Annotated in this window: 18 protein-coding genes and 1 pseudogene; 4 read left to right on the top strand and 15 right to left on the bottom strand. The window is 37.9% G+C overall.

Annotated features, from left to right (window positions below; translation table 11 throughout):
• Positions 1–57: 57 nt before the first annotated feature.
• The 3 genes and pseudogenes from BN1068_RS02625 to BN1068_RS02615 form a co-directional block, all read right to left on the bottom strand.
• Entirely contained in the window at positions 58–1,419 is a 1,362-nt protein-coding gene (locus tag BN1068_RS02625; protein WP_077601279.1) for a transposase, read from the bottom strand.
• 502 nt (positions 1,420–1,921) lie between these two features.
• Positions 1,922–2,095 (bottom strand): annotated as a pseudogene (locus BN1068_RS24245) (IS3 family transposase); the annotation flags it as partial.
• Positions 2,096–2,205: 110 nt separating this feature from the next.
• Positions 2,206–3,606: a M1 family metallopeptidase gene (locus BN1068_RS02615; protein ID WP_077601278.1), complete on the bottom strand. Its 1,401-nt coding sequence runs from the start codon at positions 3,604–3,606 to the stop codon at positions 2,206–2,208.
• A 908-nt stretch (positions 3,607–4,514) separates the two neighbouring features.
• On the opposite strand from BN1068_RS02615, the gene BN1068_RS02605 reads away from it, so the two are divergent.
• Positions 4,515–4,814 carry a DUF4372 domain-containing protein gene (locus BN1068_RS02605; RefSeq protein ID WP_175637042.1) on the top strand — a complete coding sequence of 100 codons (300 nt, stop codon included), beginning with the start codon at positions 4,515–4,517 and terminating at the stop codon, positions 4,812–4,814.
• A gap of 213 nt (positions 4,815–5,027) precedes the next feature.
• Here BN1068_RS02605 and BN1068_RS02600 read toward each other — a convergent pair whose 3' ends face one another.
• The 3 genes from BN1068_RS02600 to BN1068_RS02590 form a co-directional block, all read right to left on the bottom strand.
• The gene (locus BN1068_RS02600; protein WP_077601276.1) at positions 5,028–6,338 is read right to left on the bottom strand and encodes a sodium/glutamate symporter; all 1,311 of its coding nucleotides are present in this window, start codon (positions 6,336–6,338) and stop codon (positions 5,028–5,030) included.
• Between the two features lie 291 nt (positions 6,339–6,629).
• Complete coding sequence (locus BN1068_RS02595) at positions 6,630–8,024, bottom strand: M24 family metallopeptidase (RefSeq protein WP_175637041.1); 1,395 nt, start codon at positions 8,022–8,024, stop codon at positions 6,630–6,632.
• A 444-nt stretch (positions 8,025–8,468) separates the two neighbouring features.
• The gene (locus tag BN1068_RS02590) at positions 8,469–9,332 is read right to left on the bottom strand and encodes a LysR family transcriptional regulator (protein WP_077601274.1); all 864 of its coding nucleotides are present in this window, start codon (positions 9,330–9,332) and stop codon (positions 8,469–8,471) included.
• A 459-nt stretch (positions 9,333–9,791) separates the two neighbouring features.
• Between BN1068_RS02590 and istA the strand changes: the two genes are divergently transcribed.
• From istA to BN1068_RS02575, 3 genes are all read left to right on the top strand, one after another.
• Entirely contained in the window at positions 9,792–11,279 is a 1,488-nt protein-coding gene (istA, locus tag BN1068_RS02585; RefSeq protein WP_254846678.1) for an IS21 family transposase, read from the top strand.
• A gap of 1 nt (position 11,280) precedes the next feature.
• Complete coding sequence (gene istB, locus BN1068_RS02580; protein ID WP_077601273.1) at positions 11,281–12,009, top strand: IS21-like element helper ATPase IstB; 729 nt, start codon at positions 11,281–11,283, stop codon at positions 12,007–12,009.
• A 340-nt stretch (positions 12,010–12,349) separates the two neighbouring features.
• Positions 12,350–13,579, top strand: coding sequence for a dicarboxylate/amino acid:cation symporter (locus BN1068_RS02575; protein ID WP_077601272.1), 1,230 nt, complete (start codon positions 12,350–12,352; stop codon positions 13,577–13,579).
• A 144-nt stretch (positions 13,580–13,723) separates the two neighbouring features.
• Here the strand turns inward: BN1068_RS02575 and BN1068_RS02570 are convergent, their stop codons facing one another.
• The 9 genes from BN1068_RS02570 to hemW form a co-directional block, all read right to left on the bottom strand.
• Positions 13,724–14,926 (bottom strand): Bcr/CflA family efflux MFS transporter, encoded by a 1,203-nt coding sequence (locus BN1068_RS02570; protein WP_077601512.1) that lies wholly within the window; start codon positions 14,924–14,926, stop codon positions 13,724–13,726.
• Between the two features lie 172 nt (positions 14,927–15,098).
• The gene (locus BN1068_RS02565) at positions 15,099–15,800 is read right to left on the bottom strand and encodes a hypothetical protein (protein ID WP_077601271.1); all 702 of its coding nucleotides are present in this window, start codon (positions 15,798–15,800) and stop codon (positions 15,099–15,101) included.
• Positions 15,801–15,926: 126 nt separating this feature from the next.
• Positions 15,927–16,694 (bottom strand): 16S rRNA (uracil(1498)-N(3))-methyltransferase, encoded by a 768-nt coding sequence (locus BN1068_RS02560; protein WP_077601270.1) that lies wholly within the window; start codon positions 16,692–16,694, stop codon positions 15,927–15,929.
• 17 nt (positions 16,695–16,711) lie between these two features.
• A complete protein-coding gene (gene prmA, locus BN1068_RS02555) occupies positions 16,712–17,653 on the bottom strand; it encodes a 50S ribosomal protein L11 methyltransferase (protein WP_077601269.1) in 942 nt (313 codons plus the stop codon).
• Between the two features lie 100 nt (positions 17,654–17,753).
• Positions 17,754–18,887, bottom strand: a complete 1,134-nt coding sequence (gene dnaJ, locus BN1068_RS02550) for a molecular chaperone DnaJ (protein ID WP_077601268.1) — start codon at positions 18,885–18,887, stop codon at positions 17,754–17,756.
• Between the two features lie 181 nt (positions 18,888–19,068).
• Positions 19,069–20,910 carry a molecular chaperone DnaK gene (gene dnaK / locus BN1068_RS02545; RefSeq protein ID WP_077601267.1) on the bottom strand — a complete coding sequence of 614 codons (1,842 nt, stop codon included), beginning with the start codon at positions 20,908–20,910 and terminating at the stop codon, positions 19,069–19,071.
• 42 nt (positions 20,911–20,952) lie between these two features.
• The gene (grpE, locus tag BN1068_RS02540) at positions 20,953–21,513 is read right to left on the bottom strand and encodes a nucleotide exchange factor GrpE (RefSeq protein ID WP_077601266.1); all 561 of its coding nucleotides are present in this window, start codon (positions 21,511–21,513) and stop codon (positions 20,953–20,955) included.
• Positions 21,514–21,617: 104 nt separating this feature from the next.
• Positions 21,618–22,649: a heat-inducible transcriptional repressor HrcA gene (hrcA, locus tag BN1068_RS02535; RefSeq protein WP_077601265.1), complete on the bottom strand. Its 1,032-nt coding sequence runs from the start codon at positions 22,647–22,649 to the stop codon at positions 21,618–21,620.
• Positions 22,650–22,725: 76 nt separating this feature from the next.
• The gene (hemW, locus tag BN1068_RS02530; protein ID WP_077601264.1) at positions 22,726–23,907 is read right to left on the bottom strand and encodes a radical SAM family heme chaperone HemW; all 1,182 of its coding nucleotides are present in this window, start codon (positions 23,905–23,907) and stop codon (positions 22,726–22,728) included.
• Positions 23,908–24,544: the final 637 nt, after the last annotated feature.

The raw sequence follows: 24,544 nt of genomic DNA, 5'->3' as shown, positions 1-24,544 counted from the left end.
TTTTTAAAAATACAAAGACGAACAGAATTTTCGAAAGTGTATTTTAAAAAACAAAAATTATGCAGCTTGTTGTTGCTGAATAAGCTCCGCTTGGATGCGATCCGCAGCTAATTTGGAAGCATTGTAAATCAAAGCGACCATGTCAAAATGGACTTTCGCACGCTTTCCAGTGCGATAGCGAACATTATTTAACTGATAGAACTCTTTTAAATAAGCGTTGACACGTTCTACTGCTGTCCGTTGTTTAAAAATCTTTTTCCAAGCTCTTGATCCGCGCGCAGGCGCCGTATAACGTCTTAAATCGGTGGTTATTTTGACTTTATACACTTTTTGACAGATACCTTCATTTGCAAGTGGGCAGTTGCTACATTCCTTAGGTCTGGTATACTTCAATGTTTCGTATTTCGGATCAAAGCTGTCATATTTATAGGAATGTTCTCGCAAACAGGTCGGGGCAAAATCCTTATCAAACCCGATCATTTCGCCTTCATTGCGTTTATTATAGGCAATGACAGACTGTTGTCCCATGCGATGAATTTGTTCATAAATCGGCTCGAAATCATAGCCCGCATCCAATGTCTGGTAAGAAGCAGACGTAAGCGGAAGTCGTTGATCTATCCCCTTCAATAGGGCGATAGCGGCTTTTCCATCATTTAAGCTGCCGGAAGAAAACAAGGATTGTAGAATATACTGGCTTGATGCCCCAACTGCGAGGTGTCCTTTGTAGCCAAACCAATACTCGTTTTTACCATCTGCATTCTTTTTCACACCCCATTTTGGGTTCTGTGGCACTTCTGCACGCAATACGTCTAATGGAACGTCTAATTGAGCTTCTATTTTCTTTTCATACAATGGAAGATTCGCTTCTTTTTCTGCTTGTTCTTTGAGATATTGGTCGCGTTCTTTCTTGGATTTACGCCCACGCTTTTTGGGTCTGATTTCCGATTTTTCTTCTTTTTGAACGGGCGCCTTGTCCCGGGCTTCAAAATGGGTTGCGTCAATGGCGATGACTTCATCAGCGATAAATCCTTCTGTGATAGCTGCCAGTGTTACGTTTTCGAAGGATTTCTCTAAAATATCTGATTCACTCAGTTTTGTAACCAAGCGAGAATACGCAGCTTCTGACGGTGTAGAATCGGAAACAAGAAATCCGCAGTTCATTTTAAAGATAAAGTCATCATTTAGACGCTTGATTAAGTCTTTGATCGTTGGGATGCGCTCGATGTAGCGAATAAAAAAAGAAATAATCATCCCTGCATAATTTAGCTCAACAGGCGCTCCAAGCCGGGATTTCTTATTAATCGCATGATAAATACGATCCAGATCAATCGCTGAAATAATCGCTTCATATTTTTGGGTAGGTTCCATGTCATATAATTCTTGGATGCCAAATAGACTCGGTTGTCGTATAATGGTCATAAGAAGTACTCCTCCAGTCTTTTTATGGTTTTGTGGTTATTACCATTATACAAGATTTGGGGAGGTACTTCTTTTTTTATGCCCTGAACTCATTGGGACGCAAGGGTTAAGAATTATGAAATTCACTCATTTATCAATTTAATGTAAAATTTATTTTATTGGAAGTTAAAATTTTTATTAATTGTTTTCCCTACTATAGCAATTTCCCTGCTTAGGTTCAATGTTTCTCCATTATTTAATCTAATAATAAATCTTGTATTATTTTTGTTTACAAATTAAGCTTTTTATATTAATAGTTTTTCTAAAGAATCATCTTAATCATTATATATCTGGAACAATACATTGTTAGCTTATGTGGTGGAGAATTTGGATCTATGTCAATAAATTGGACACTGGAAATGGTTAATTTTTTAAAAATCTAACGTGCTCTTCTTGCGCCCCATTGTGTTAAAAGAAGAGGAAAGCCGCTCCTTCCTTTAATACAATGGCTAATGACGTTCTTCTATGAAGCTATCTTACGCAGATACATTTTTTCATACGCTATTGGTGACATATACCCAATCGTTGCGTGAATTCGCTTGGAATTATAAAATGTCTGGATGTCAGAAAAGATGCTGCGTTTTGATTTTTCTCTTGTTTGATAATCTTCATGAAAGATTAATTCCTTCTTGATTACAATTACGACATTGGGATAATATTGATATCACTGTTTAGTTCACTCTCGCCTTATATTCTTTTGTCACCAATTAAGTAAATGTTTTTTCTATCGATATGTCTTCTTATCCTTCAATCGTCAATTTTAATATAATGATCTTCAAAAAAATCTGTTAGATCTTCACCTGCTGTATCTTCCATAATGCTAATAAAATCCGCGGCGGTTGTAATTTTATATTTCATTTCTTGATAATACTGTTGCATCCCGTCATAAAATACTGCATCCCCCAGTTTTATTCGTAAATCATTCAGTGTCTTTAAACCATAATTATAAATATATTCTATATAATCTTCCTTACCACTATTTCCACGTTTAATAAAAGCAGAACTCGGAGAATCCAATTGATAGGGCGATACCGGTGCCTGAAAATCTTTATCCACAAAATCCTTTAACCCTCGGGTACCCAAAACTTCCATAAATGAAGCAAATGATTCATCCAGCCACGGATCTTTATATTGATTATTTCCAACAGCTGAATAAAACCATTGATGCCCGATTTCATGGGAGACCGTATCTTTAATATCAGACTCATCGAGTTCTTCATTAAGGCAAATCATTACGAGCTGGGGATATTCCATTCCGTCAAAATCACATTCCATCCCAACAATATCCAGTTCATTCCAGGCATAGCGCCCTATTTTCTTATTGAAAGTTTGCAGTGCCTGGCTCCCGCTATCCAACATGTATTCCTTATAGCCCTCTTTTTCTTGATCGGCTGTATAATATACATTCATCTTAATATCGTCTACAATTTCTGTTGCTACCCGATAATCAGCATTCATTTGAATGGCGAAATCCCGTACATTTTCCGCAATGAAGCAATACGTTGCCATCCCGTTTTTCTTCTTGACATCCCCCTTTTGTTCCCCTGTTGCAGCCACAACTTCTTTCTCATCTGTTGTTATTGTTACATCATAGTTACCAGTTAAAGAATAAAAAGATTCTGCCCCATCGAGATAGGGATATACATTCCAACCATTATGATCATATACCGCAAGAATTGGGAACCAATTGCCTAAGGAAACAGAGGTTCCATCCCAACCGAAACTATCCTGTTGTTCAGGAACTTTGACTGTAAATTCCATCTCCACCTCCGCCCGTTCTTTTGTCGGCAAAGAAAAGCCAGACACTTTCAAATGAGTCTGATTAACATCACTAACTGCTTCCTTCCCGTTGTATTTTACATTGATCACATCGATATTCCCGCTCTGGAAGTCATTTGCTTTTGGCCAAATGTTGAAGTACACTTCATTCAATGTGTGACCCACATTATTTGTAAAATGAACATGCATATTGCCACTGATTTCATGCCTAGTGGAATCATACAGTACCTCCATTTTGTAGCTCGGTTGCGAAGGGCCGTATGCACCCTTTTCCTCATTTGAATCAGACAGACTTCCTGATGTTTTTCCGATGCAGCCCGTTGCGAGGATTAGCATCATAGATGACAGTATCAATAATGAAAATCTCAAGTTGAAATCCACCCCCTTGTATGTATAGTGATATAATCGATACAATAGTCAGACTCTAGTGCTGAAACTAAAGATTTCTACATAGTTTAGCGACATAGCAACGCCACACACTCCACGTGGCTTGAGTAGATAGAATTGATGTTTTAATGAGATTTAGTGAACCTCACGTACATGGAAACATATCGACTGTTTTGGCGTATGTGGGGACATATGAATTTCTCTTCTTCGTTTCATGTCTTGTTCATAAACATAAAACATTCTCTTGTACTCTTGTGAGTCATCATTCTCACAATCCAACTCGACTACCCTATCAACAAAGTCGGCAAAAGCATCCGGATTAAATCAAGGTTCCTTAATGGGCAAGAATACCATCTTTTTAGTTTTTTTGCCGTTCTGCTAATTCCTTAAGCATTGGAATCCCTTCTTCATTTTTGTGACACTTTGAATTGCCCAAATAATCATAAAGTCAAACTCATGATTATCATATTTCCCAATATAACTTTTACTGGTTAGATTATCGAAATAAATTGGTTTATTAAGTGCCTTTAACAGAACTTGGTGTTTTTCGGTATCAGCAATCCCTCGTAGTTATAATAATAACCTTTCATTTTCATTATTAATAAACTCTATTATTTGATTGAACGCCTTTTTCACATCCGTCATTTGGACCGGATCTACTCCTTGAATAACATTGTATATGAGCAGAAATTTTCAATCAATTCAAATACAACATGAGGGATTTTATAAAAAATATTTATTAGTTGTTTTTCACTAGCATTGCATTAATTATGTCGAACAATACAAAATAATCTTAATTTTCTATTTTCACTGTTTTTAGCCATTAAAAATCCTTTATAATGAATTGGTCAGGTGAATTTCTGTCCAAATCCAATATAAAGGAAACGCTTATGGACAAGAATACACGAAAAAATGCATTTGGTAAATGGATTGCACCAATAAATTTCAAAAAACTTTTCGAACAAGTAACGATTCATCAACAAGATACCTATACAAAAAAACTGATGACAGAAGCCTATTTGAAGTTGATGCTTTATGCGCAGGTTCATGAAACAGAAGGACTCCAAGTTCTAAGCGATGCGCTTTTGGATGCTGATATGATGTATAAAATAATGTACGAAAAAGCAAAAAAGGAAAAATATTATGGATTGGGGCATCACCAAGTGAGCAGTAAGTGCCCTTTCAGGTAAGCCTAAAAAATTAATATCATTTTGAACCCCTATTCTGCTTCATTTGAATAGGGGTTTTTTATTATCTTATATTTATATTTATAATTCCATACAGCTGGATGCATTGATTATTCGTGATAAAAAAATCCTTCATATATCCGATTGGGGCTATTTTTAATGGTTGACTTCTTATAAATTCTTTTATACAACGTCAGAGGTATTATTATTCATAATCTATTTCTTCTTAAAGAAAAGCATATAAGCTAATACTAACGGAATAACCATTAAACCAATTCCTATGAGATAAACAGGAACTACAGTACCTACGAGTATCAGAGAAGCTGCCAGAGGAAGGAGGAGTTTATTCCAAAAAAATACGGCATTATAGACACCAAGTGCCTCGTAAATACTCGATTCATTTTTAGAATCAACAACACGTGCCAGAGAAAGTCCCTGAGGGTTCGCACCCGTAGCCATACCATAGCTCATCAAAGATTTTTCAAACCATTCAGGGTTATTAATTTTCTTATACCAAAAATGAGTGAAAATGAATGTAATACTACATATAATAATTGTTAAGATCAATAGAGGGATAAAAAACTTGCTAATAATACTTAACTGAATTGAAGCACAAGCTGTTAAAATAATAATTTCCAGAGAAAAATTACTTATCTCATTAATGGTCGGCTTATCAACATATCCGTCAAATTTAACCATTTTCATAAGCGGCCATAAAATAAGTGAACCAACAATACCGTACATCATTGCAGGTATATCACTAATAAATGGAATTAACTTCCCGATACCCGATAAAATGAGCTCGCCAAATTTAAAACTGACAGCCAGAATACCCAGCTGGAAAGCGAGTGAAGTTACATTACTTGGATTGACAGTAAGCCTGCCTATTGGTTTTCGGTCTTTTTCAGGGAGGGCGCCACGGAAGAAGCTTTTATCTTTATTCTTAATATCCTTTGTAAAAGCACCCCAGCCACGGCGAATACCATAGTTAGCTAAAATGATACCTGGTATGATAGCTATTAATACACCTAATGTAGCCATAACCATCCCCATACTTTGAGCACCAAGCTCTCCAGTTGGATCAATGACACTAGAAACAATAGGGACACTACCATGAGAGCCAAAGAAAGCTGCAACAGCCATCAACCCCCACCCTTCAGGCAAACCCGGCCAGAAACGAAGAAGTAGAATTCCAATTAAAACACCAAAAGCTAATTGGAAACCATACATAATCATGTTACCAAAGGCAAAATCCATATGTTGGATAATTTTCTTACCTGTAACAGTAATGCCCAAAGGAACACAGGTCATTAAAATATACATTGCATAAATAGGAATAGATTCAAATGATTCTGGTATCGTAATCCAACCTAAAACTTGTTGGCCCAATACTAGTCCTAAAAATCCAGCAATTACACTGGATGGAATCAGAAAGCGTTGAAAAAAAGGAACAGTTTCACGGATGGCTACTCCAGCAATCAATAGCAAACCGAATATCATCAGTGTATCAAATATTTCTTCAACCATAAACACACTCACCCTTTTCAATGAATTAGAGTTCAAAATGATTCATTTTCCATAGATTTGCTTTATATCATTTGAGAAGTACAATTGCTACTTCTTTCAATTTATAACTAGAATTCAGAAGTTTCTATAAATAATTTTTAGTATAATACCAAGTAAAAAAGTATTATTCATTTGTCATTTAAGCAGATATTTTATCATTATATCCCCTAGAAAATTCAACTTTAATAGGGGGTATTCAGTACCTTTATTGACATCAATGTCATCTTACAAAGCGTAGTACGCATTCTAGGCTCAGCCTTGGATTCGAATTGTTTCTAGCGCTGTATGACAAGTAAGATTCTCGAAACCATCTTCTGTAACTAGATAGCAATTACCTATATTAGCACCTGAATTTAATGGATCGAGCCATTGAGCGTGCAACACAAAGACCATTCCAGGCTCCATAATAACTTTATTGTGTGATGTGATGTTAAATTTTGGATTACCAGACATCCCAACAGAGTGCCCCAAATTTGGATTATGCGGACCAGCTACTGCCGGATAAACATGATTAAGCTTTCTGCCGTTATTTTCATAATCCACTTCTTGAACATATTCTATCGGAATTTCTCTAGCCGTTAAGTCATCATTTGGTGCCCAATTATAAGGCATTGTAGCTGTCGTATCATCCCTAAGGTATCCGTGCTCGACGTACACTGAAAATGCTGCCGCATGGAGATCACAAAAACGTGCACCAGGACGGATCTTTGCCTCAGCTCGGCGTATTGCCTCCGTACATACTTCAAGAGTTTCTTCCTGTTTTGCGGTAATATCACCTACAGCAATCATCCGAGCAGCTTGAGCTGTGTATCCATTGTATGGCAAAGCAGACATATATAAATTGATGAGATCACCAGAAACTACTTTATGTCCATAAGGCTTCCCACAATGCGTGCCAAATCGGTTAATACCAATTTGATAGCCATCTCCACTTTCACCACCACGAGCCATCTGTGCAAATGTAAAAGCTGCATAAATTTCAAAGTCTGTTATCATAGGTTTTGTTACATGACAGGCAGCCTGAAATCCAATATCCATGAGTTGAGCAGAAGCTCGAATCTGGGCCTGTTCATTTCTAGAACGGATTGTCTGCATATCTATAATAATCTGAGTCTCATTGACTGTTCTTAACTTTGGTAGTTTAAATCTAATCCCTTCCCAATACTTCTTGGACGAGTTATCACCAATCAAACCAATACTTGCCGAGCTATAACCTAAATCTGTTAAAACTTTAGCTACAGCCTCAATCAATTGAACTTCAGACGTACCCGAACGTCCAGAGTACTCCTCACCCAGCGCGCCTACTTGCCAAAGCTTTTCAACCCCAATTGGCTCACCAGGGGGTGGAATAATCACTGATTGGGTAAAGAAAGAAACTAAATGAATTTCTTTACTGTTGTCAGCAGGTATAATTAATACACCCTCTCGTGCCCAATCACATGCATATCTAAGATACATATTTGTAGTTTTAAAAGTTTTTACACCATCTGCATGTATAAGAAGAACATCGTGTCCTCGTTCTGCTGCTGATTGACGTAAGCGCTCTATTCTATCGTGATATTCCTCATCTGGTATAGCTTTTGGTGATACAAAATCAAAACTAGGCTCAAAATTCTGCAATAATTTTTCGTAATTTAATGATGCCATTATGCGCGACAACTCCTTCATTTATGTTATAAAGATTTCTTTCATCATTTTAAATACAAATACAATCTGTAAAATATTACTTTCAAGTACATCATTCTGCTGTGAATTGACTTAGGTCTATTGACAATTTTTAAAATTACTATCACCATTTATACTTCGAGAAATAATCAACTGATTGGATAAAATCGCATTATTTAACCTCCTTTCATTAATTCTTACCAACAAAGGAAAACGTTTTTATTCAGAAGTAAGAAACAGTACCAAATAGCAAGGCTTATTTTTCAACACAGAATTTAATGGAGGAATCTAGTTAAAAAAAGATTCTTCATGATTCAATTATAGTTCGCTCTTAAATATTAAAAAAATATCCATTTAGAATGGAACACTATAACCGCTGGGAATATCTAAAATAAAAAAGAACCAAACATATTTCGTTTGATTCCCTTATTCCAGGTTCAGCTTTTTAATAAAATTGACAAAAGCGCTTACCGTATTCAGTTCAAGAGTTTCATTATGGTAGTACATCCAGGTTTGCCTTAAAATCTGCTCTCCTTGTTTATCTCTAATATTTATTTTTTTCACTTGCTTATCATGTTCTAGCATTAATCTCGGTAATATTGCATAGCCCAAACCATTTACAATCATTTCCCTGCAAGTATCTACATTATCTACTTTTATACCAACATGAGGCGGCCTAGAGTAGTTCTCCATCCACCAATTATCCAGTATTGTTTTAACCCCTTGTTCCGTATGGTAGGTTATCCGCGGCAATTCCGGGAGATCCTCCAGATTAACCTTTTCAACAGAAGCAACACATAAAGGCTCTTCAAATAATAAATGACTTCCTCCAGACCAATTATAGTTTCCACGAAGGAATCCAACATGCACCTCTCTGCAATAAATCAAATCGTAAATTTCCCGAGAACTTCCGGGGATTACTTGAAATTCCACATTTGGATTTTTCAATTTAAAATTTTTTAAAATACCTGGGAGCTTTTGTTTCGTAGAATAATTAGATATACCTATTCTTAAAGTCCCCGAAACCTGAGCATCCATATTTTGGACTCTTTCTTTGATTGCGCGAAGATTTGAAAGAACATAATCTGCTGACTTGGCCAAGAATTCTCCTTGGGGCGTAAAATGAATTCCCCTTCTTCCCCTTTTAACAATGGTAATACTGAACTCAGCTTCCATTTTGTGAAGTCGCTTCGTAATAGAAGGTTGTGAGGTAAATAGTTCCTGAGATGTTCTTGTAATGTTTTTATGTTTATAAAGTGTCTGAAGTATTAGCCAATCATAGTCCTCCATTGTACAGCTCACCCCCCCCTAATATAAGTTCCAATTAAAACTATATCATAACAAATCAATTGAGTGAGATAAAATAACAGTATACTTTATTTGGAATCCTGACAGACATCCAAATCATTCTATCGATAATATATCAAAATTATACTTTGGTCCAAAAAACTTGCTAACAAAACGTGACTTTTTGGCTTATTGCCAATGATAAAAATACAAATAAAAAAGTTAAATTACTAAATAACATGTGCTCCACCTTAAATTACTGTAAAATATCCAAGCAGCAGGACAGAGGTCGTGCTTAATTGACTCTTTTTTTTGGACTCGCTCATATATCATCCCGTTGTTTAATGCATAATAAAAGTACAGAGTATTGCAACCAAAATGTTAGAAGGTTGCACAAATAAAAAAAGGCTTGCCAGCCCTAACAAAATACTCTACCGTTAATAGCGACTAAACAAATTAATGGTGGAGGTAAGTGAAAGGATGCTAGCAATGCCCGAAGTTAATCATATCAAAAATTTACGTAATAATAAATCACTATCAATTAATGAAATAGTAAAAAGAACAGGTTTTGCTTGGAAAACCGTTAAGAAATATGCGGATGAAGATCAATTACCCGAGGAAAAAACACCCATAAAAAAAGGTATGATGTATGAAGAAGAGTGGGGAGAAATTGTTTCTGATTGGCTAATGGAGGACCAAGCACTTAAAAAGAAATTGCGAAGGAATAATAAAAATATATTTGAAGAATTACAGCGATTAAAGTTCCCGGGTTCTTATCGAACCGTTTGTAACTATATCGCTGAATGGAAAGATAAAATGTTAGATGAAACTGACACAGTAAAAGAGGAATATGATAGGTTAACACATCCTCCGGCGGAAGCCCAGATAGATTTTGGAGTTACAGAAGTCGTACATGAAGGGAAAGTAAAAGATACGCATTGCTTGGTCTTGAGTTTCCCCTTTAGTAATGGTGGATTTGTAGCACCCTTACCGGCAGAAAATCAAGAATGCTTTTTGGAAGGTATTAAAATACTTTTTGAACAAGCTGGCTTTGTTCCAAGGACACTGTGGTTAGATAATCTATCAGCTGCCGTTGTAAAAGCTAGAGTTCATAATCAGGAAACCATTTTCAATGAGGGTTTTCAACGGTTTGCCAATCACTATGGATTTGAGCCGGTAGCCTGTAATCCAAGAAAAGGAAATGAAAAAGGGCATGTAGAAAATAAGGTTGGTTATGTTCGATATAATTTCTTTACGCCATCACCCGTTGTTCAGGATCTGACACACTTACGTGCGTTATTGCTCAAACATTGTCAGGATGATCATTTAAGGGTGCATTATAAAAAAGGAATTTGTATCGCGGATCTAATAGAGGAAGAAAAGAAATATGGTCTCGCATTACCTGAGAAAGAGTATCCAGTATTTAATAAAACACTGACTTCAGCTAATAAATATGGTGAGGTAAAAATTGATGGACAGGAAATCCACATACCGAATAGTTATCACTATACACAATTGTATGTAATTAAGTACTGGGATGACTTTAAAGTGATTTCTCCACAAGGAGAGGTACTTTATAAGGGACCTAGACAATATATGAATCGGTCTAGGGAAATTCCATGGCAATTCATTTTGAAAAATTGGATGAGGAAACCAAGATCAATTACCTATTCTAGATACTTCCCATATCTTCCAGGAAGAATCGCGCATTATTTGAATAGTGAATCAATGGAACTCAGAAAAGAACGTGTCGATTGGTTACAGAGCTTCATAATAAAATACAGTATGCAAGAAATAGATGAGCGTTTCTATGAATTGTTACCAGTGGATGATAAAGAAAATAGAAATGAATCATTACATGCTTCGGTTGCACATCCGTATGATATAAATTGGAGTATCTACGACTCTCTTCAACCCTTCAACCATTCGTTGACAGGAGAGGAAGTATAGAATGTCTAATTTGATTAGAGAGAAATGCAAATCGTTGCGTTTAGCATATGTCGCAGACATATACGAGCAGATTCCCTTCGAGAATCCTGAGCAGTATATCTCGGCTTTATTACAACAAGAATTAGAACATAGAGAGGTAGCTAAAGGAGAGCGTTTGATCAAAAAGGCGAAATTCATGAATGAAAAAGAACTAAAGGATTACCGGTGGAGTGAACATATTCGTCTCCCTCCACAATTGGATAGAGAAAGTCTCGAATCATTATATTTTATCGATAAAAAAGAGAATTTAATTTTAACAGGTGCGCCTGGGACTGGGAAGTCTCATCTGGTTACAGCGCTTGGTCGAAAGGCATGTAGATCTGGATATGAAGTCCGTTTCTATCGAGTGGCCGATTTGGTAGAACTACTTGAAAAGTCTTGGAGAGAAGGACGCTTTCAAGCCTTACGCAATAGGTTTAATAAAGTAGAGATGATTATTTTAGACGAGATGGGATATGTTCCATTTAGTAAGGAAGGCGCTGAATTATTATTCCAATTGATATCTGATTGGTATGAGAGGTCTAGCCTCGTGATTACATCCAATTTAGAATTTAGTCAATGGAATAGAATATTTACAGATGCGCGTTTAACAGCTGCATTAGTAGATCGAGTTATTCACCACGCGCACATTTTGAGCTTTACTGGGGATAGTTATCGCGTCACACATGCGCTTTCCAATCATCAATCATAATAAAATACGGGCTGGCAAAGTTCTAACCTTTTCATTGCAATCTTGTAACCTTTTAAGTTGCAAAACACACCCGTTAAATACAAAAAATTCTATCCTTATTTTCAATATAGAATCATCTAAAGCTTTAATGAAGAAAGCACCTTTTGAATTATATTTTTCTATTTAGTATCGGCGCGATGAAAATAGATAAAATATAGTTTTTAAAAATCTAAGCAGCACAGTTTCTAAAAGTAATTGTTATTAACACAAATCTCATAACCAACTAAAAAGATATGAATTATAAATTTAATATGCTAATATAAAATGAATTAATAGACTATGATAAAAGGAAGTGAGGAGAATGTCTTTATCAAGCAGAATCTTTTTGGCTTTGGGTGCGGGAGTTCTATTTGGAGGTTTAATGAACTTGCTTGCCCCGGGTTGGGTTGAGCCGCTCGATCAATATCTGTTACAGCCTGTTGGAGAGATATTTTTACGGGCAATTCAATTAATTGTGGTCCCCCTTGTGTTTGCAGCCTTGATTATGGGCATCACTCAGTTAAGAGGAACTGGTTATATTGCCCGATACACAACAAAGTTAATGAGTCTTTATGTAGTGACTTCTGCGGTTGCTATTGCCCTGGGACTGGCAGTTGCATTAATCGTTCGTCCCGGTAATAGTGCCGAAGCAATAGCTACAGGTGAGGCATCTGCCAGTGACGAAGGATATTCCTTAATCGATTGGCTCGTGAGCATTGTTCCTTCTAACCCATTTGAAGCACTGGCAACAGGGAACCTCTTGCAGGTTATCGTCATTTCTGCCCTTGTTGGTACAGCAATTAACCTGATGAAGGAAGAGCAAACCCGTCCCTTTTTGAATGTTGTGGAAAGTATGTACGAGATTGTGCAGAAAATCCTGCAGCTTGTATTAAAAATTGCGCCATATGGGGTTTTTGCCTTGATAACCTCCGTTGTGGCAACGCAGGGATTTGGGATTATCGGAAATCTGGCCATTTATATGCTTGGGTTGATTCTGGCAATTATTCTTATGATGGGTTTATATGTTTTGATCTTATTTTTCGCAGGAGTAAAGCCGAAACCATTTTTCCAGGGATTCGGTTCTGCTTTTACATTAGCATTCGGTACAGCCAGTTCCAATGCAGCTTTGCCTCTTGCCTTAAATGGCGCGAAGAAAGCAGGATTGCAAAGTGATTTATCCGGTTTTGCCATTCCATTTGGTACAGCTTTAAAAAGGGATGGTGCCGGCATTTTACAGGGATTTAATGCAATCTTTGTTGCGCAGTTATTTGGTGTAGATTTAACTACAGGACTCGTGATGGCAGTTTTTTCAAGCGCTTTGCTTGTCTCATTTAGTACTGCTGGAGTACCTGGCGCAGGGATTATTATGATGACCACAGTTCTTTCGGCAGCAAACCTTCCTTTAGAAGGCATTGCGATCGTAGCCGGGATTGACCGGGTAACAGAAGGTTTCCGTACACTATTGAATGTGTTCGGTAACACGGCGAATGCACGTCTTTTACAGCAGTGGGAAAATCGCCGGGATAGCAAAAACAAAAACCAGGAAGCGTGAGAGAATATCTCCCTTCCTGGTTTTTATACTGAGAATCAGGTGCTCTTTATTTGGAAACAGACACTAATTTGCCAGCTGCCTTATTTTTTATATAAAACGAACGATTGACACAAACGATATAATCGTTTTTATTTATTATATCTTTCATATGGTCTTGTCTTTTTTGATAAGTGTAAAGAAAAAAATAAAACCAATGAGTGTTGTTATAAATATGATAGCTCCCATCGGAACTGCTGATGCTTCATTAATGCCTGCAAGCGGTGAAAAAATGGAACCTAATAATAACGGAAGCATGCCTAAAACAGCACTCGCACTCCCTGCACGATGGTCCTGCTTCGCCATTCCCAAAGTAAAAGTACTTGTCAATATCATACCCATTGTCATCATATAAATAAAAATAAATAAAACAATCAGTGTTAAAGGTCCCTCAATAATCGTCATAAAAAGTAATAAAGCAGTGGCTATAAGTGCCGTCACAATCGCCGCCTGAAGCATCGTTTTTTCTGGAATGATTCCGCTGAAACGACCTATAAGAAAGCTGCCCGTTATTATCGCCAGTCCATTGATACCAAATAACACGCTAAACACTTGCGGCGAAACACCATAGATGTCTTGATATACAAATGGCGTTCCAGAAACATAAGCGAAGCTGCCGCCATGAATAAAACCGACAACCAAGGCGTAGCCGATAAAAGAACGGTCTGTCAGCAAACTCCCCATTGTTTTAATTGAGGCTCCTGCTGAACTCGGAATCCGCTTGTGCTGAGGTAAGGTCTCTTTAAGCTTTACAGCTACGATAACAACCATAAGCAGACCAATGAAACTTAAACAGAAAAAGATACTTTTCCAGCTGGTCGACTCGAACGATAAAATAAAACCGCCAAACATCGGGGCAATCATTGGGGCGATAGCATTAATAACCATCAATAATGAAAAAAACTTCGTGAGAGCCTGTCCACTGAACACATCCCGTACAACTGCACGCGAAAGAACAACTCCTGCGGATGCGGTTAACCCTTGTAAAAACCGCATTGCAATCAAGATTATAATATTGGGAGCAAAAGCACACAGGATAGAAGCCAAAGCAAACAGGAAAGTAGCAATCAATAACGGCTTCCTTCTCCCCTGGGCGTCACTTATAGGGCCTGCGAATAATTGGCCTACCGCAAGACCTAATAAACATGCTGTTAAGCTCGCCTGGACAAGTGTGGCACTTGTGTCTAAATCATGTGCAATCTCTGGAAAACTGGGCAAATACATATCAATATTAAGCGGCCCTAAAAAAGCAAGCAGTCCGAGAAGCAATGCTAATCCCAACCGGCTCGCTCCCGTTGGATTTTGTTGTATCGTTACTTCTCTTTCAGATTTCAATTATTATCACTCCTGACAGCGTCATTGTATGTCATGCTGAACAAAGAAAATTTTAAATTCCTCTTACGCAATTGTCAAATCCTTCAAACGCAAATAACTGCCTATGTATTCATGCTGCAAGGTGCTTCTTTTGCCTTAAGCTTCGTTTTTAACTTTGAATATTTAATTTTTCAATTAATGTTATTACTTCTTCATCGTTCCCAGTTTCAATGTAAATCTGCTCTGTATTTTCAATAATATCATCTGTGTATTCTTCCATTGATGTATCTATTTGCTCTTTACTTGGCCAGTGTGAGGGAATATTGTATAAATTAATTGTGCCATCTCCATTGCCGCTATATGTAACGATGCCGTCTGCCATAATCCCTCCCCCTAAGGTAATTACATCTTCTGGATAATCCACACTGTGATCATCGTAGGGGTTCACTTGCTCTCCCGCAGAGATATGGTATACATTTAATTCTTCTACATCTTGATTTCCTATAATTTGCAGCCAGACACGGGCGAATTCAATTTCCTCAGCAGGATATTCAGACAAGGCGCTGCCGTCAATGTCATTAGCTTGGTTATTTGAATCCTCATTTTTATCTGCTTTGGATGGAACCTCCTCAGATACATCCGGTTCCGCTTCAGCTGGGGTGTTTTCCGGGTTATCATTCGTTTCTGCTTCGTCTAGGCTGTCTTCCGTATTATCATCCGCTTTATTTTGGGATTTGTTTTCTCCGCTATCCACCTTTTGCTCCATAGTTCTATCATCGCTATTGCTGCTTTGCTTAGCCTCATTACTGCAGGCCCCCAAAAATAATGTGATCGTAATTAAAATGAATATTGAAGCTAGTATTCTTTTCATTTTATACCCTCCATTTATACCCTTGTAATTACAAATTACCTTTATTTAGAGAGGTTTATCATTTTAATAATATCAAAAATACGTAGTAAAAAAAGTAAAACAACCTTTATCCGGCTGTTTTACTCACTAATTTTTATAATTTAATTCTTCCATGTGATAAGAAATACCTGCTAACGCATATAATGCCGCCGTTTCTGTACGCAAAATACGCTTGCCAAGTCTGATCGCCTGAAACCCGGATTCTTTCAAAATATCTGCTTCCTCTAAAGAAATACCACCCTCCGGACCTATTACCAGAAGAACACGGTCCTTCTCAGATAATTTATCCAGTGCAGAAGAAAAAGAAGAAATTTTATTTGCTGCCCCTTTGGCCTCTTCTTCATATGCAAAAAGCTTTACTGTGCAGGATTCGCTTTCTTCTAATAAAGCTTTTAACTTCATGACCGAGGACAGCTCGGGAATACGATTGCGATGGCTCTGTTCACTGGCTTCTTTGATAATTTTTTCAAATCGTTTTGCTTTTTTATGAAACTTCTGGTCATCCCATTTTGCAACAGACCGCTCTGCTGCAAATGGAATAAATTTTGCTGCACCTAATTCTGTTCCTTTTTGCAAAATCCATTCAAATTTATCACTTTTAGGGATTCCCTGTGCAATGGTAACTTCTACTGGTAATTCAGCAGATTCATCCAGCCAGGCTTCGATGGATGCTTGTACTTCTGTTTCATAAACCTCTTCAATTTTACAAAGTGCGGATTTTCCCTCATCCGTATTGCAAATAATTTGATCACCAGGCTTGCCGCGCATAACTCTTGTTATATGATGTACATCTTCACCAATAATTTTAATCGTTTGATCTTCTACTTGTTCTTTCGAAATAAAATAGCGTTGCATTATAATTTCACCTGCTTTTATTCCGGTTTTTTAGCAACAATGGAAACCCAATCTTCCATTTCGCCGACTGAAATAATATTAAACCCGGCTTCTGTTAACTGATCACGAACCAGCTGTTTCTTCTTCTGGATAATACCTGAAGTAATGAAATAGCCGCCCGGCCGGAGGTTATTATAGGCATCCCCTACAAAACGGACGATAATCTCAGCGAGAATATTGGAAACAATCACATCTGCCTGGTTCTCTACACCGTCCAGCAAATTATTTTGTTTCGTTGTTACCTTATCCTGAAGATGATTTAATTTCACATTCAATTTTGTACTCTGCACAGCTACATCGTCTAAATCGAAAGCTTGTACAGATTCAGCACCTAATTTTACAGAAGCGATGCTTAAGACACCTGAACCGCAGCCTACATCGATTACTTTATCACCAGGCTCTATATAGGCTTCTAAACCTTGAATACTCAATACTGTGGTAGGATGTGTGCCCGTACCAAAAGCCATTCCCGGATCCAGCTCGATAATTAATTCATCTGTAGATACCGGTTTATAGTCCTCCCATGTTGGAGTGATTGTAATCCGGTTGGATATTTTAACCGGTTTATAGTACTTTTTCCAGGCGCTTGCCCACTCTTCTTCATGAACCTCACTTATTGTTACTTGATTTTTCCCTAAATCGATATCATAAAGAAGTAATTGGTTGATTGCCTGTTTGATTTCCTCAACAGTTTCTCCCAAAAAGCTGTTCATCGGCAGATATGCTTTAATACGAACCCCTTCATCGGGATAGTTCTCAGGATCTAACTCCACAATTTCCCCAAATCCTTCTCCTTCGAAACGCTCCAGGTCTAATGGATCTTCGATAACTAATCCGCTCGCACCCGTTTCATGCAAAATATTTGAAATAGGCTCCACTGCTTCGTTTGTTGTAAGAATGGTAATCTCTGACCATTTCATATTGAACACCGCCGTCCTTTTAAAATATCTATGTAAACAGAGGTACCTCCAGCCTTTATCCTGAAAATATCATCAAAACTCAAGCTGGAGGGTACCCTGATCAATCACCTTTGAACGCTTTACGAAAACGTTGGAAAATATTATCCTCTTGTTCATCCGTAGTTTCATGACCGCCTAATTCATTAAATTGACGCAGTAAATCTTTTTGCTTATCTGTTAAATTAGTTGGTGTCACAATTTTCACTTTAATATGCTGATCTCCGTGACCTCTTCCATGAACATTTGGTGCGCCTTTTCCTTTTAAACGGAAAGTCTTTCCTGCCTGTGTACCTGCCGGGATTCTTAATTTAACCTTCCCATGTACAGTAGGGACTTCTATTTCATCCCCTAAAGCAGCTTGTGCAAAGGTAAGCGGCAATTCACAGAAAATATGGTCGCCTTCCCGGACAAAGAAGTCATGCTTGCGGACACGAATTACAACAAATAAATCGCCTGCAGGACCGCCATTTTTCCCCGGCTCTCCTTTTCCGGCAACACGGATTTGCTGCCCTTCATCAATACCTGCCGGAATCTTGATATGAATTTTTTTCTTTTTATTAACTGTTCCGGAACCGCCGCAGGTTTCACATTTTTCAGGTATTATTTTACCTGTTCCGTTACAATAATGACAAACACGGCGATTAACCACACGGCCAAACGGCGTATTCTGCTCTTGGTTTAGCTGACCTGAACCATGACAGTGCGAGCATGTTTCTGTCTTCGTACCCGGTTTCGCTCCTGAACCATGACAAGTATCGCATTCTTCTTCCTGAGAGACTTCAATATCCGTTTCTTTTCCGAAAATCGCTTCTTCAAAATCAAGTATCATCGTATATTGTAAATCGTCCCCCTGCTGCGGAGCGTTTGGATCACGCGTACGCCCTCCGCCGCCAAAGAACATATCAAAAATGTCACTGAATCCGCCAAAGTCTTGAGCGCCACCACCGCCGCCAAAACCGCCGAATCCCTGCCCTTGAGCTCCTGCATGCCCAAATTGATCATATTGTGCTTTCTTTTGATCATCACTTAATACTTCATAAGCTTCTTTTACTTCTTTAAACTTATCTGCTGCGCCTTCTTCTTTGTTTACATCTGGATGATATTTACGGGCCAGCTTCCGGTAACTCTTTTTTATCTCATCCTTCGAGGCACCCTTATCCACGCCTAAAACATCATAATAATCACGTTTTGCCAAATTACTCACTCCCGAAACTCTGATTGCATAAGTTTAATCATATCATCATTCATTTGTCTGTGGCAACAATGAATATCTGCTTTGAATTAAACTGATTGCCAGCGTTCATTTTCTACATTACTCTGTAAAAAAGTCAAAGCCAAGAGAATCCTGACTTTGACTTTTATTCAGTAACTATTCATTATTTATTTTCTTTATCGTCATCGTCGACTTCTGTATAATCAGCATCAACAACGTCGTCACCTTGCTGTCCTTCAGCATTTTCTGCTCCTTGTGACGCTTGAGCCTCCTGCTGAACCTGCTCATAGAGCTTAGCTGAAAGCTGTTGAACTTTTTCTTCCAAAGCATCTTTCTTCGCTTTGATTTGTTCCTGATCATTAGACTCTAAAGCTTCTTTTAATTCATCTCTCGCAGCTTCTGCCTGCTGTTTGTCTTCATCAGAAACTTTATCACCTAAATCTTTCAACGTTTTATCTGTTGTAAATACAAGCTGATCTGCCTGGTTGCGAAGCTCTACTTCTTCACGGCGTGCTTTATCCGCATCCGCGTTTTCTTCCGCTTCTTTTACCATGCGGTCTACTTCATCATCAGATAAACCGGAGGAAGATTTGATTGTAATGGATTGTTCTTTATTTGTTCCTAAATCTTTCGCTCTAACATTTACAATACCATTGGCATCAATGTCAAAGGATACTTCGATTTGAGGCATTCCTCGTGGTGCCGGTGGAATATCAGTTAATTGGAAACGGCCGAGTGTTTTATTATCTGCCGCCATTTCACGTTCCCCTTGAAGTACATGAATGTCTACTGCAGTTTGGTTATCTGCTGCTGTAGAGAATGTTTGTGATGCACTTGTCGGTATTGTCGTATTACGTTCAATCAGTTTAGTAAATACGGCACCCATTGTTTCGATACCCAATGAAAGTGGTGTTACATCAAGTAATAATACGTCTTTAACGTCTCCTTGTAATACGCCGCCCTGAATAGCTGCACCAAGTGCTACTACTTCATCCGGGTTAACGCCTTTAGAAGGATCCTGACCTAATTCTTTTTTAATTGCTTCCTGTACCGCTGGAATCCGTGTAGAACCACCAACTAAGATAACTTTGTGAATATCACTCTTAGATAATCCGGCATCAGAAAGTGCACGGCGAGTCGGTTTCATTGTACGTTCTACTAAATCAGATGACAGCTCATCAAATTTCGCACGGGATAATGTCATTTCCAAGTGTAATGGACCTGCATCGCCGGCTGTGATAAATGGAAGAGAAATCTGTGTCTGTGCAACACCGGATAAATCCTTCTTCGCTTTCTCTGCAGCATCTTTCAAACGCTGTACAGCCATTTTATCCTTAGAAAGGTCAATGCCATTTTCTTTTCTGAACTCTTCTACCATATGCTTGATGATTACTTCGTCAAAGTCATCTCCGCCAAGACGATTATCTCCGGCTGTTGCAACTACTTCGAATGTACCATCACCGATATCTAAGATGGATACATCAAATGTACCGCCGCCAAGGTCATATACAAGGATTGTCTGATCCTGATCATCTTTATCAATACCATATGCAAGTGCTGCTGCTGTTGGTTCGTTGATAATACGTTCAACCTCAAGACCTGCAATTTTACCAGCATCTTTTGTAGCTTGACGTTCAGCATCATTAAAGTAAGCAGGAACTGTAATAACAGCTTTCTCTACTTTTTCACCGATATAATCTTCTGCATAGGATTTGATATATTGCAAAATGATTGCTGAAATTTCTTGTGGTGTATATTCTTTATCTTCAACAGTTACTTTATAATCTGTACCAATATGACGTTTGATAGATTGAACTGTATTCGGGTTTGTAATTGCCTGACGTTTAGCAACCTCACCAACCTGTCTTTCACCGTTTTTAAAAGATACAACAGAAGGAGTTGTACGATTTCCTTCCGGGTTAGGGATAACGACTGCTTCGCCACCCTCCATTACTGATACACATGAGTTTGTTGTTCCTAAGTCTATTCCAATAATTTTACTCATTTCTTCATTTCCTCCTTAAATCCTTCAATGACACCTGTTAGATTATTTATTGACTTTTACCATAGCAGGCCGGATAACCCGGTCCTTTAAGAGATAGCCTTTTTGCAGCTCTTCAACCACTTTATTTGCTTCTATGGAATCATCTTCAATCTGCATTACTGCATGATGCAAATTCGGGTCAAAGTCAGCACCCTCTGTTTCAATAATTGAAACATCCTGGGAAGCAAATACATCCTGTAATTGACGGTATACCATGTCAATACCTTCAAGTATGCTTTTGTTTTCTTCAGATACCTCTACCTGCAGGGCGCGCTCAAAATTATCCATAACCGGAAGCAGCTCCTGCACCATATCCTGTGCTTTATATTTACGATCTGCTTCCCGTTCTTTTAATGTGCGTCTTTTATAATTATCAAATTCAGCCTGCAAGCGGAGCATACGATTCGTAAGCTCTTCTTTTTCATTTTTCAATTCTTCCATTTGAACTTTTAATTCATTAGTTTCATCGACAGATTCAGAATCAGCATTCACTTCTTCTGTTGTCTCTTCAATAATTTCCTGTTCTTCCTGCGTTGCTTCATCTCTTTTTTCATTCTCTGACATCTACTCGGGCACCTCTTTTCTAAATTCCAATTAAAAACTATATCATAGAAGATATAGACAGGAAACCAAAAACCTTCATTTCTTTATAACGATGTTATCTCACATTATGATTTGTCACTATACCATTTCCCCATTGCACCAGTCATTTCTTTGGAGATACTTTCCATTAAGGATAGTACTTTTTTATACTCCATTCTCGTAGGTCCGATTAATGCAATTGTACCCATCTGGCCGCCGCCGATGTGGTAAGAAGCAGTGATCAAACTCAAGTCTTTAATCTCTTCAACCTCATTTTCATGACCAATAGAAACTTTAATACCCTGGTTGGAGTTTTTCAAGAGATTTACAATTTCATCCTCACGCTCCATCAGGGAGTAAAATGAACGAATTCGATCAACATCATTGAATTCCGGCTGCATCAGGATATTGGCTTTTCCGCCAAAATAAAGCTTTACCGCCTGCTCTTGTGTGAAGAGTGTCCGAATCCAATTGAGCGAAGAATCTACGCCATTCATATATTTCATCATCAGGGAAGCTACTTCATTTTGAATTACCTCAGGAATACGATAAAGCGGTATACCCTGAAGACGGTCATTTAAAATATTTACCAGCTTTTCAATATCAGATGATGAAACTCCTTTTGGCAACGTAAAGGATCGATGCTCTACATGACCTGTGTTTGTTACTAAAATTGCTACTGCGGATTGATCGGATAGTGCTAAAACCTGAATCTGCTTTACTGTTGCTTCAAACATTTCCGGTCCGAGAATGATTGACGTATAATTTGTTAATTTAGAAAGAGCCTCTGCTGCCGTCTGTACAATCTGTTCAAATTCGTATATCCCGTTATTTGTTAATCTTTCAATGATACCCAGTCCATGCTGATAAATCTCAGGACCGATTAAATGATCAACATAATAACGATATCCTTTTTCTGAAGGTACACGTCCGGAAGAGGTATGCGTCTTTTCTAAAAAACCTAACTCTTCTAAATCCGCCATCTCATTTCGAATCGTTGCGGCACTGTACGGTAAAGTATCTTTTTTAGATAGTGCCCTGGACCCGACCGGTTTAGCAGATTCTATAAAATCATCAATAATCACCTGCAATATCATAAGTTGCCTATCTGTTAACATGATGATCACCTCTGTTAGCACTCTCATGTTTTGAGTGCTAAATCTATAATAAAATTATCAAATTCATTTTATTTTGTCAAACAGTTTGGCTTTTTGCCGCTATAATTTTTTGTTCAAAGTCTTCCAGTAATAAAAACTGCCCGAAAACTCTATCGCCCAGAAGCATCCCTCTGTTCGTCAAGGCATACCTTCCTGCGTTATATGTTAATAATTTGTCATGCATTAATTGCTTTAATTCATTCCTATATAATTTTTCCAAGGATACACCATATCTTTGTCGAAATACTTTTTCATCAATTCCTTCCGCTTTTCGCAGCTGCAAAAACAGTTCTTCCTCAATTCTGTCCTGCAATGTTATTTCTTCCAGTTGTTCAACTGCGGAACCGGTACGGTGAATTTCTTTCATATAGGTTCCCAAAGGTTTGTAATTTGCTGTTCGTTTCCCCGGCAGGTATCCGTGAGCTCCAGCCCCAAATCCAAAATAATAGTCATTATTCCAGTATGTTAAATTATGCCTGCTCTCATACCCCGGCTTAGCAAAATTACTTATTTCGTACTGAAGCACACCCTGCTTTTTCATATTTTCCTGAAGCAGCTGATACATCTCTACTTCATCATCCTCTGGAGGCTGATGCAGAGCCCCCTTTCTCCGCTTGTGATAAAACACCGTTTTTGGTTCGATTTGCAGTGCATAGGTTGAATAATGAGGAAGTCCAAACTGCAGGGCTTCTTTTAATGTTTTTTCAAAGTGGGAAACAGATTGATCGGGGAGAGCATAAATTAAATCCAGGCTGATGTTTGAAAACTTTGCCTGTGTCAACATATCAACTGTCGTATAAACATCTGCTACACGATGCATACGGCCTATTTTTTCAAGCATGTCATCATCCATTACCTGAACCCCAAAGGAAATCCGATTTACTCCATAATCATGAAGCAATGCTGCTTTTTCCGTATCAATATCTCCAGGGTTAATTTCAATCGTGAATTCTTCGCATGAAGCAAGGTCAAATTTTTCATTTAAAAATTGAAAAAGCTTCTGCAGTTGATCCATGGACAATGCTGTAGGAGTTCCTCCGCCCATATAAATTGTACGGAAGATATTTCTTTTTCCGGGAATTGCTGTATCAATTTCTTTTATTAATGCATCGATAAAAGTATCTGCCTTTGTCTCCATATAATAATATTTTACAAAATTACAGTAATGGCAAATTTGCTTGCAAAAAGGAATGTGAATATATACTGACTGCACTTGCATTGGTTGACTTCCTTTCTTACTAAAAATAAATCGTCAATCAACAGGAGGTTCTTCATTTCATACGGAAATATACCTGTACTTATTCGTTCATCTTCAAATACCGAAGACAAAATCTTTGATTGAATAAAAGACAATGTACTGTATTTTATCATATTTAAATATGTTTCACTATTATTGGTAACTCAACTTTCGCACTTTAAAAAGTAACTCCCTATCCATAGGAACAGGGGTTGATCATTTCTTCCATATATCTGTTGACAAAGATAGAAGGTAAAGTGTAAAGCGACGCTACGGCGGACCGTTTTGCTTTCCTAGGGGCACGCTCTTCAGCTAACTTTTTCCAAGAAGATCACTTGGCAAAAGTGGATCTTCAGATGGTGCTAATCCCTCAGGAGTCAAAACGGTCCGCCTCCGCTGGCAGGATATTCTATACTGAAATAACTGAATAAATAAAAGGTAGATCCGACAGAATAAATTTTCGTGTTGTATGGTAAAACATGCTCAGAGATCCTTATTTTTGGTGCATGAAAGCTATTCTCGATATGAATTATTCATGCTGTCATGATTTGAACTGCTAAAAATCATTTGAAACACCAGCATGATAATAGAGACCATGAACATCCTAGAACAGCAAGGT

Origin of the sequence: Oceanobacillus sojae (genome assembly GCF_900162665.1) — a bacterium.
Taxonomy (GTDB): domain Bacteria; phylum Bacillota; class Bacilli; order Bacillales; family Amphibacillaceae; genus Oceanobacillus; species Oceanobacillus sojae_A.
The sequence above is the reverse complement of the archived record's forward strand: the minus strand, read 5'-3'. Positions and strand labels throughout refer to the sequence as shown.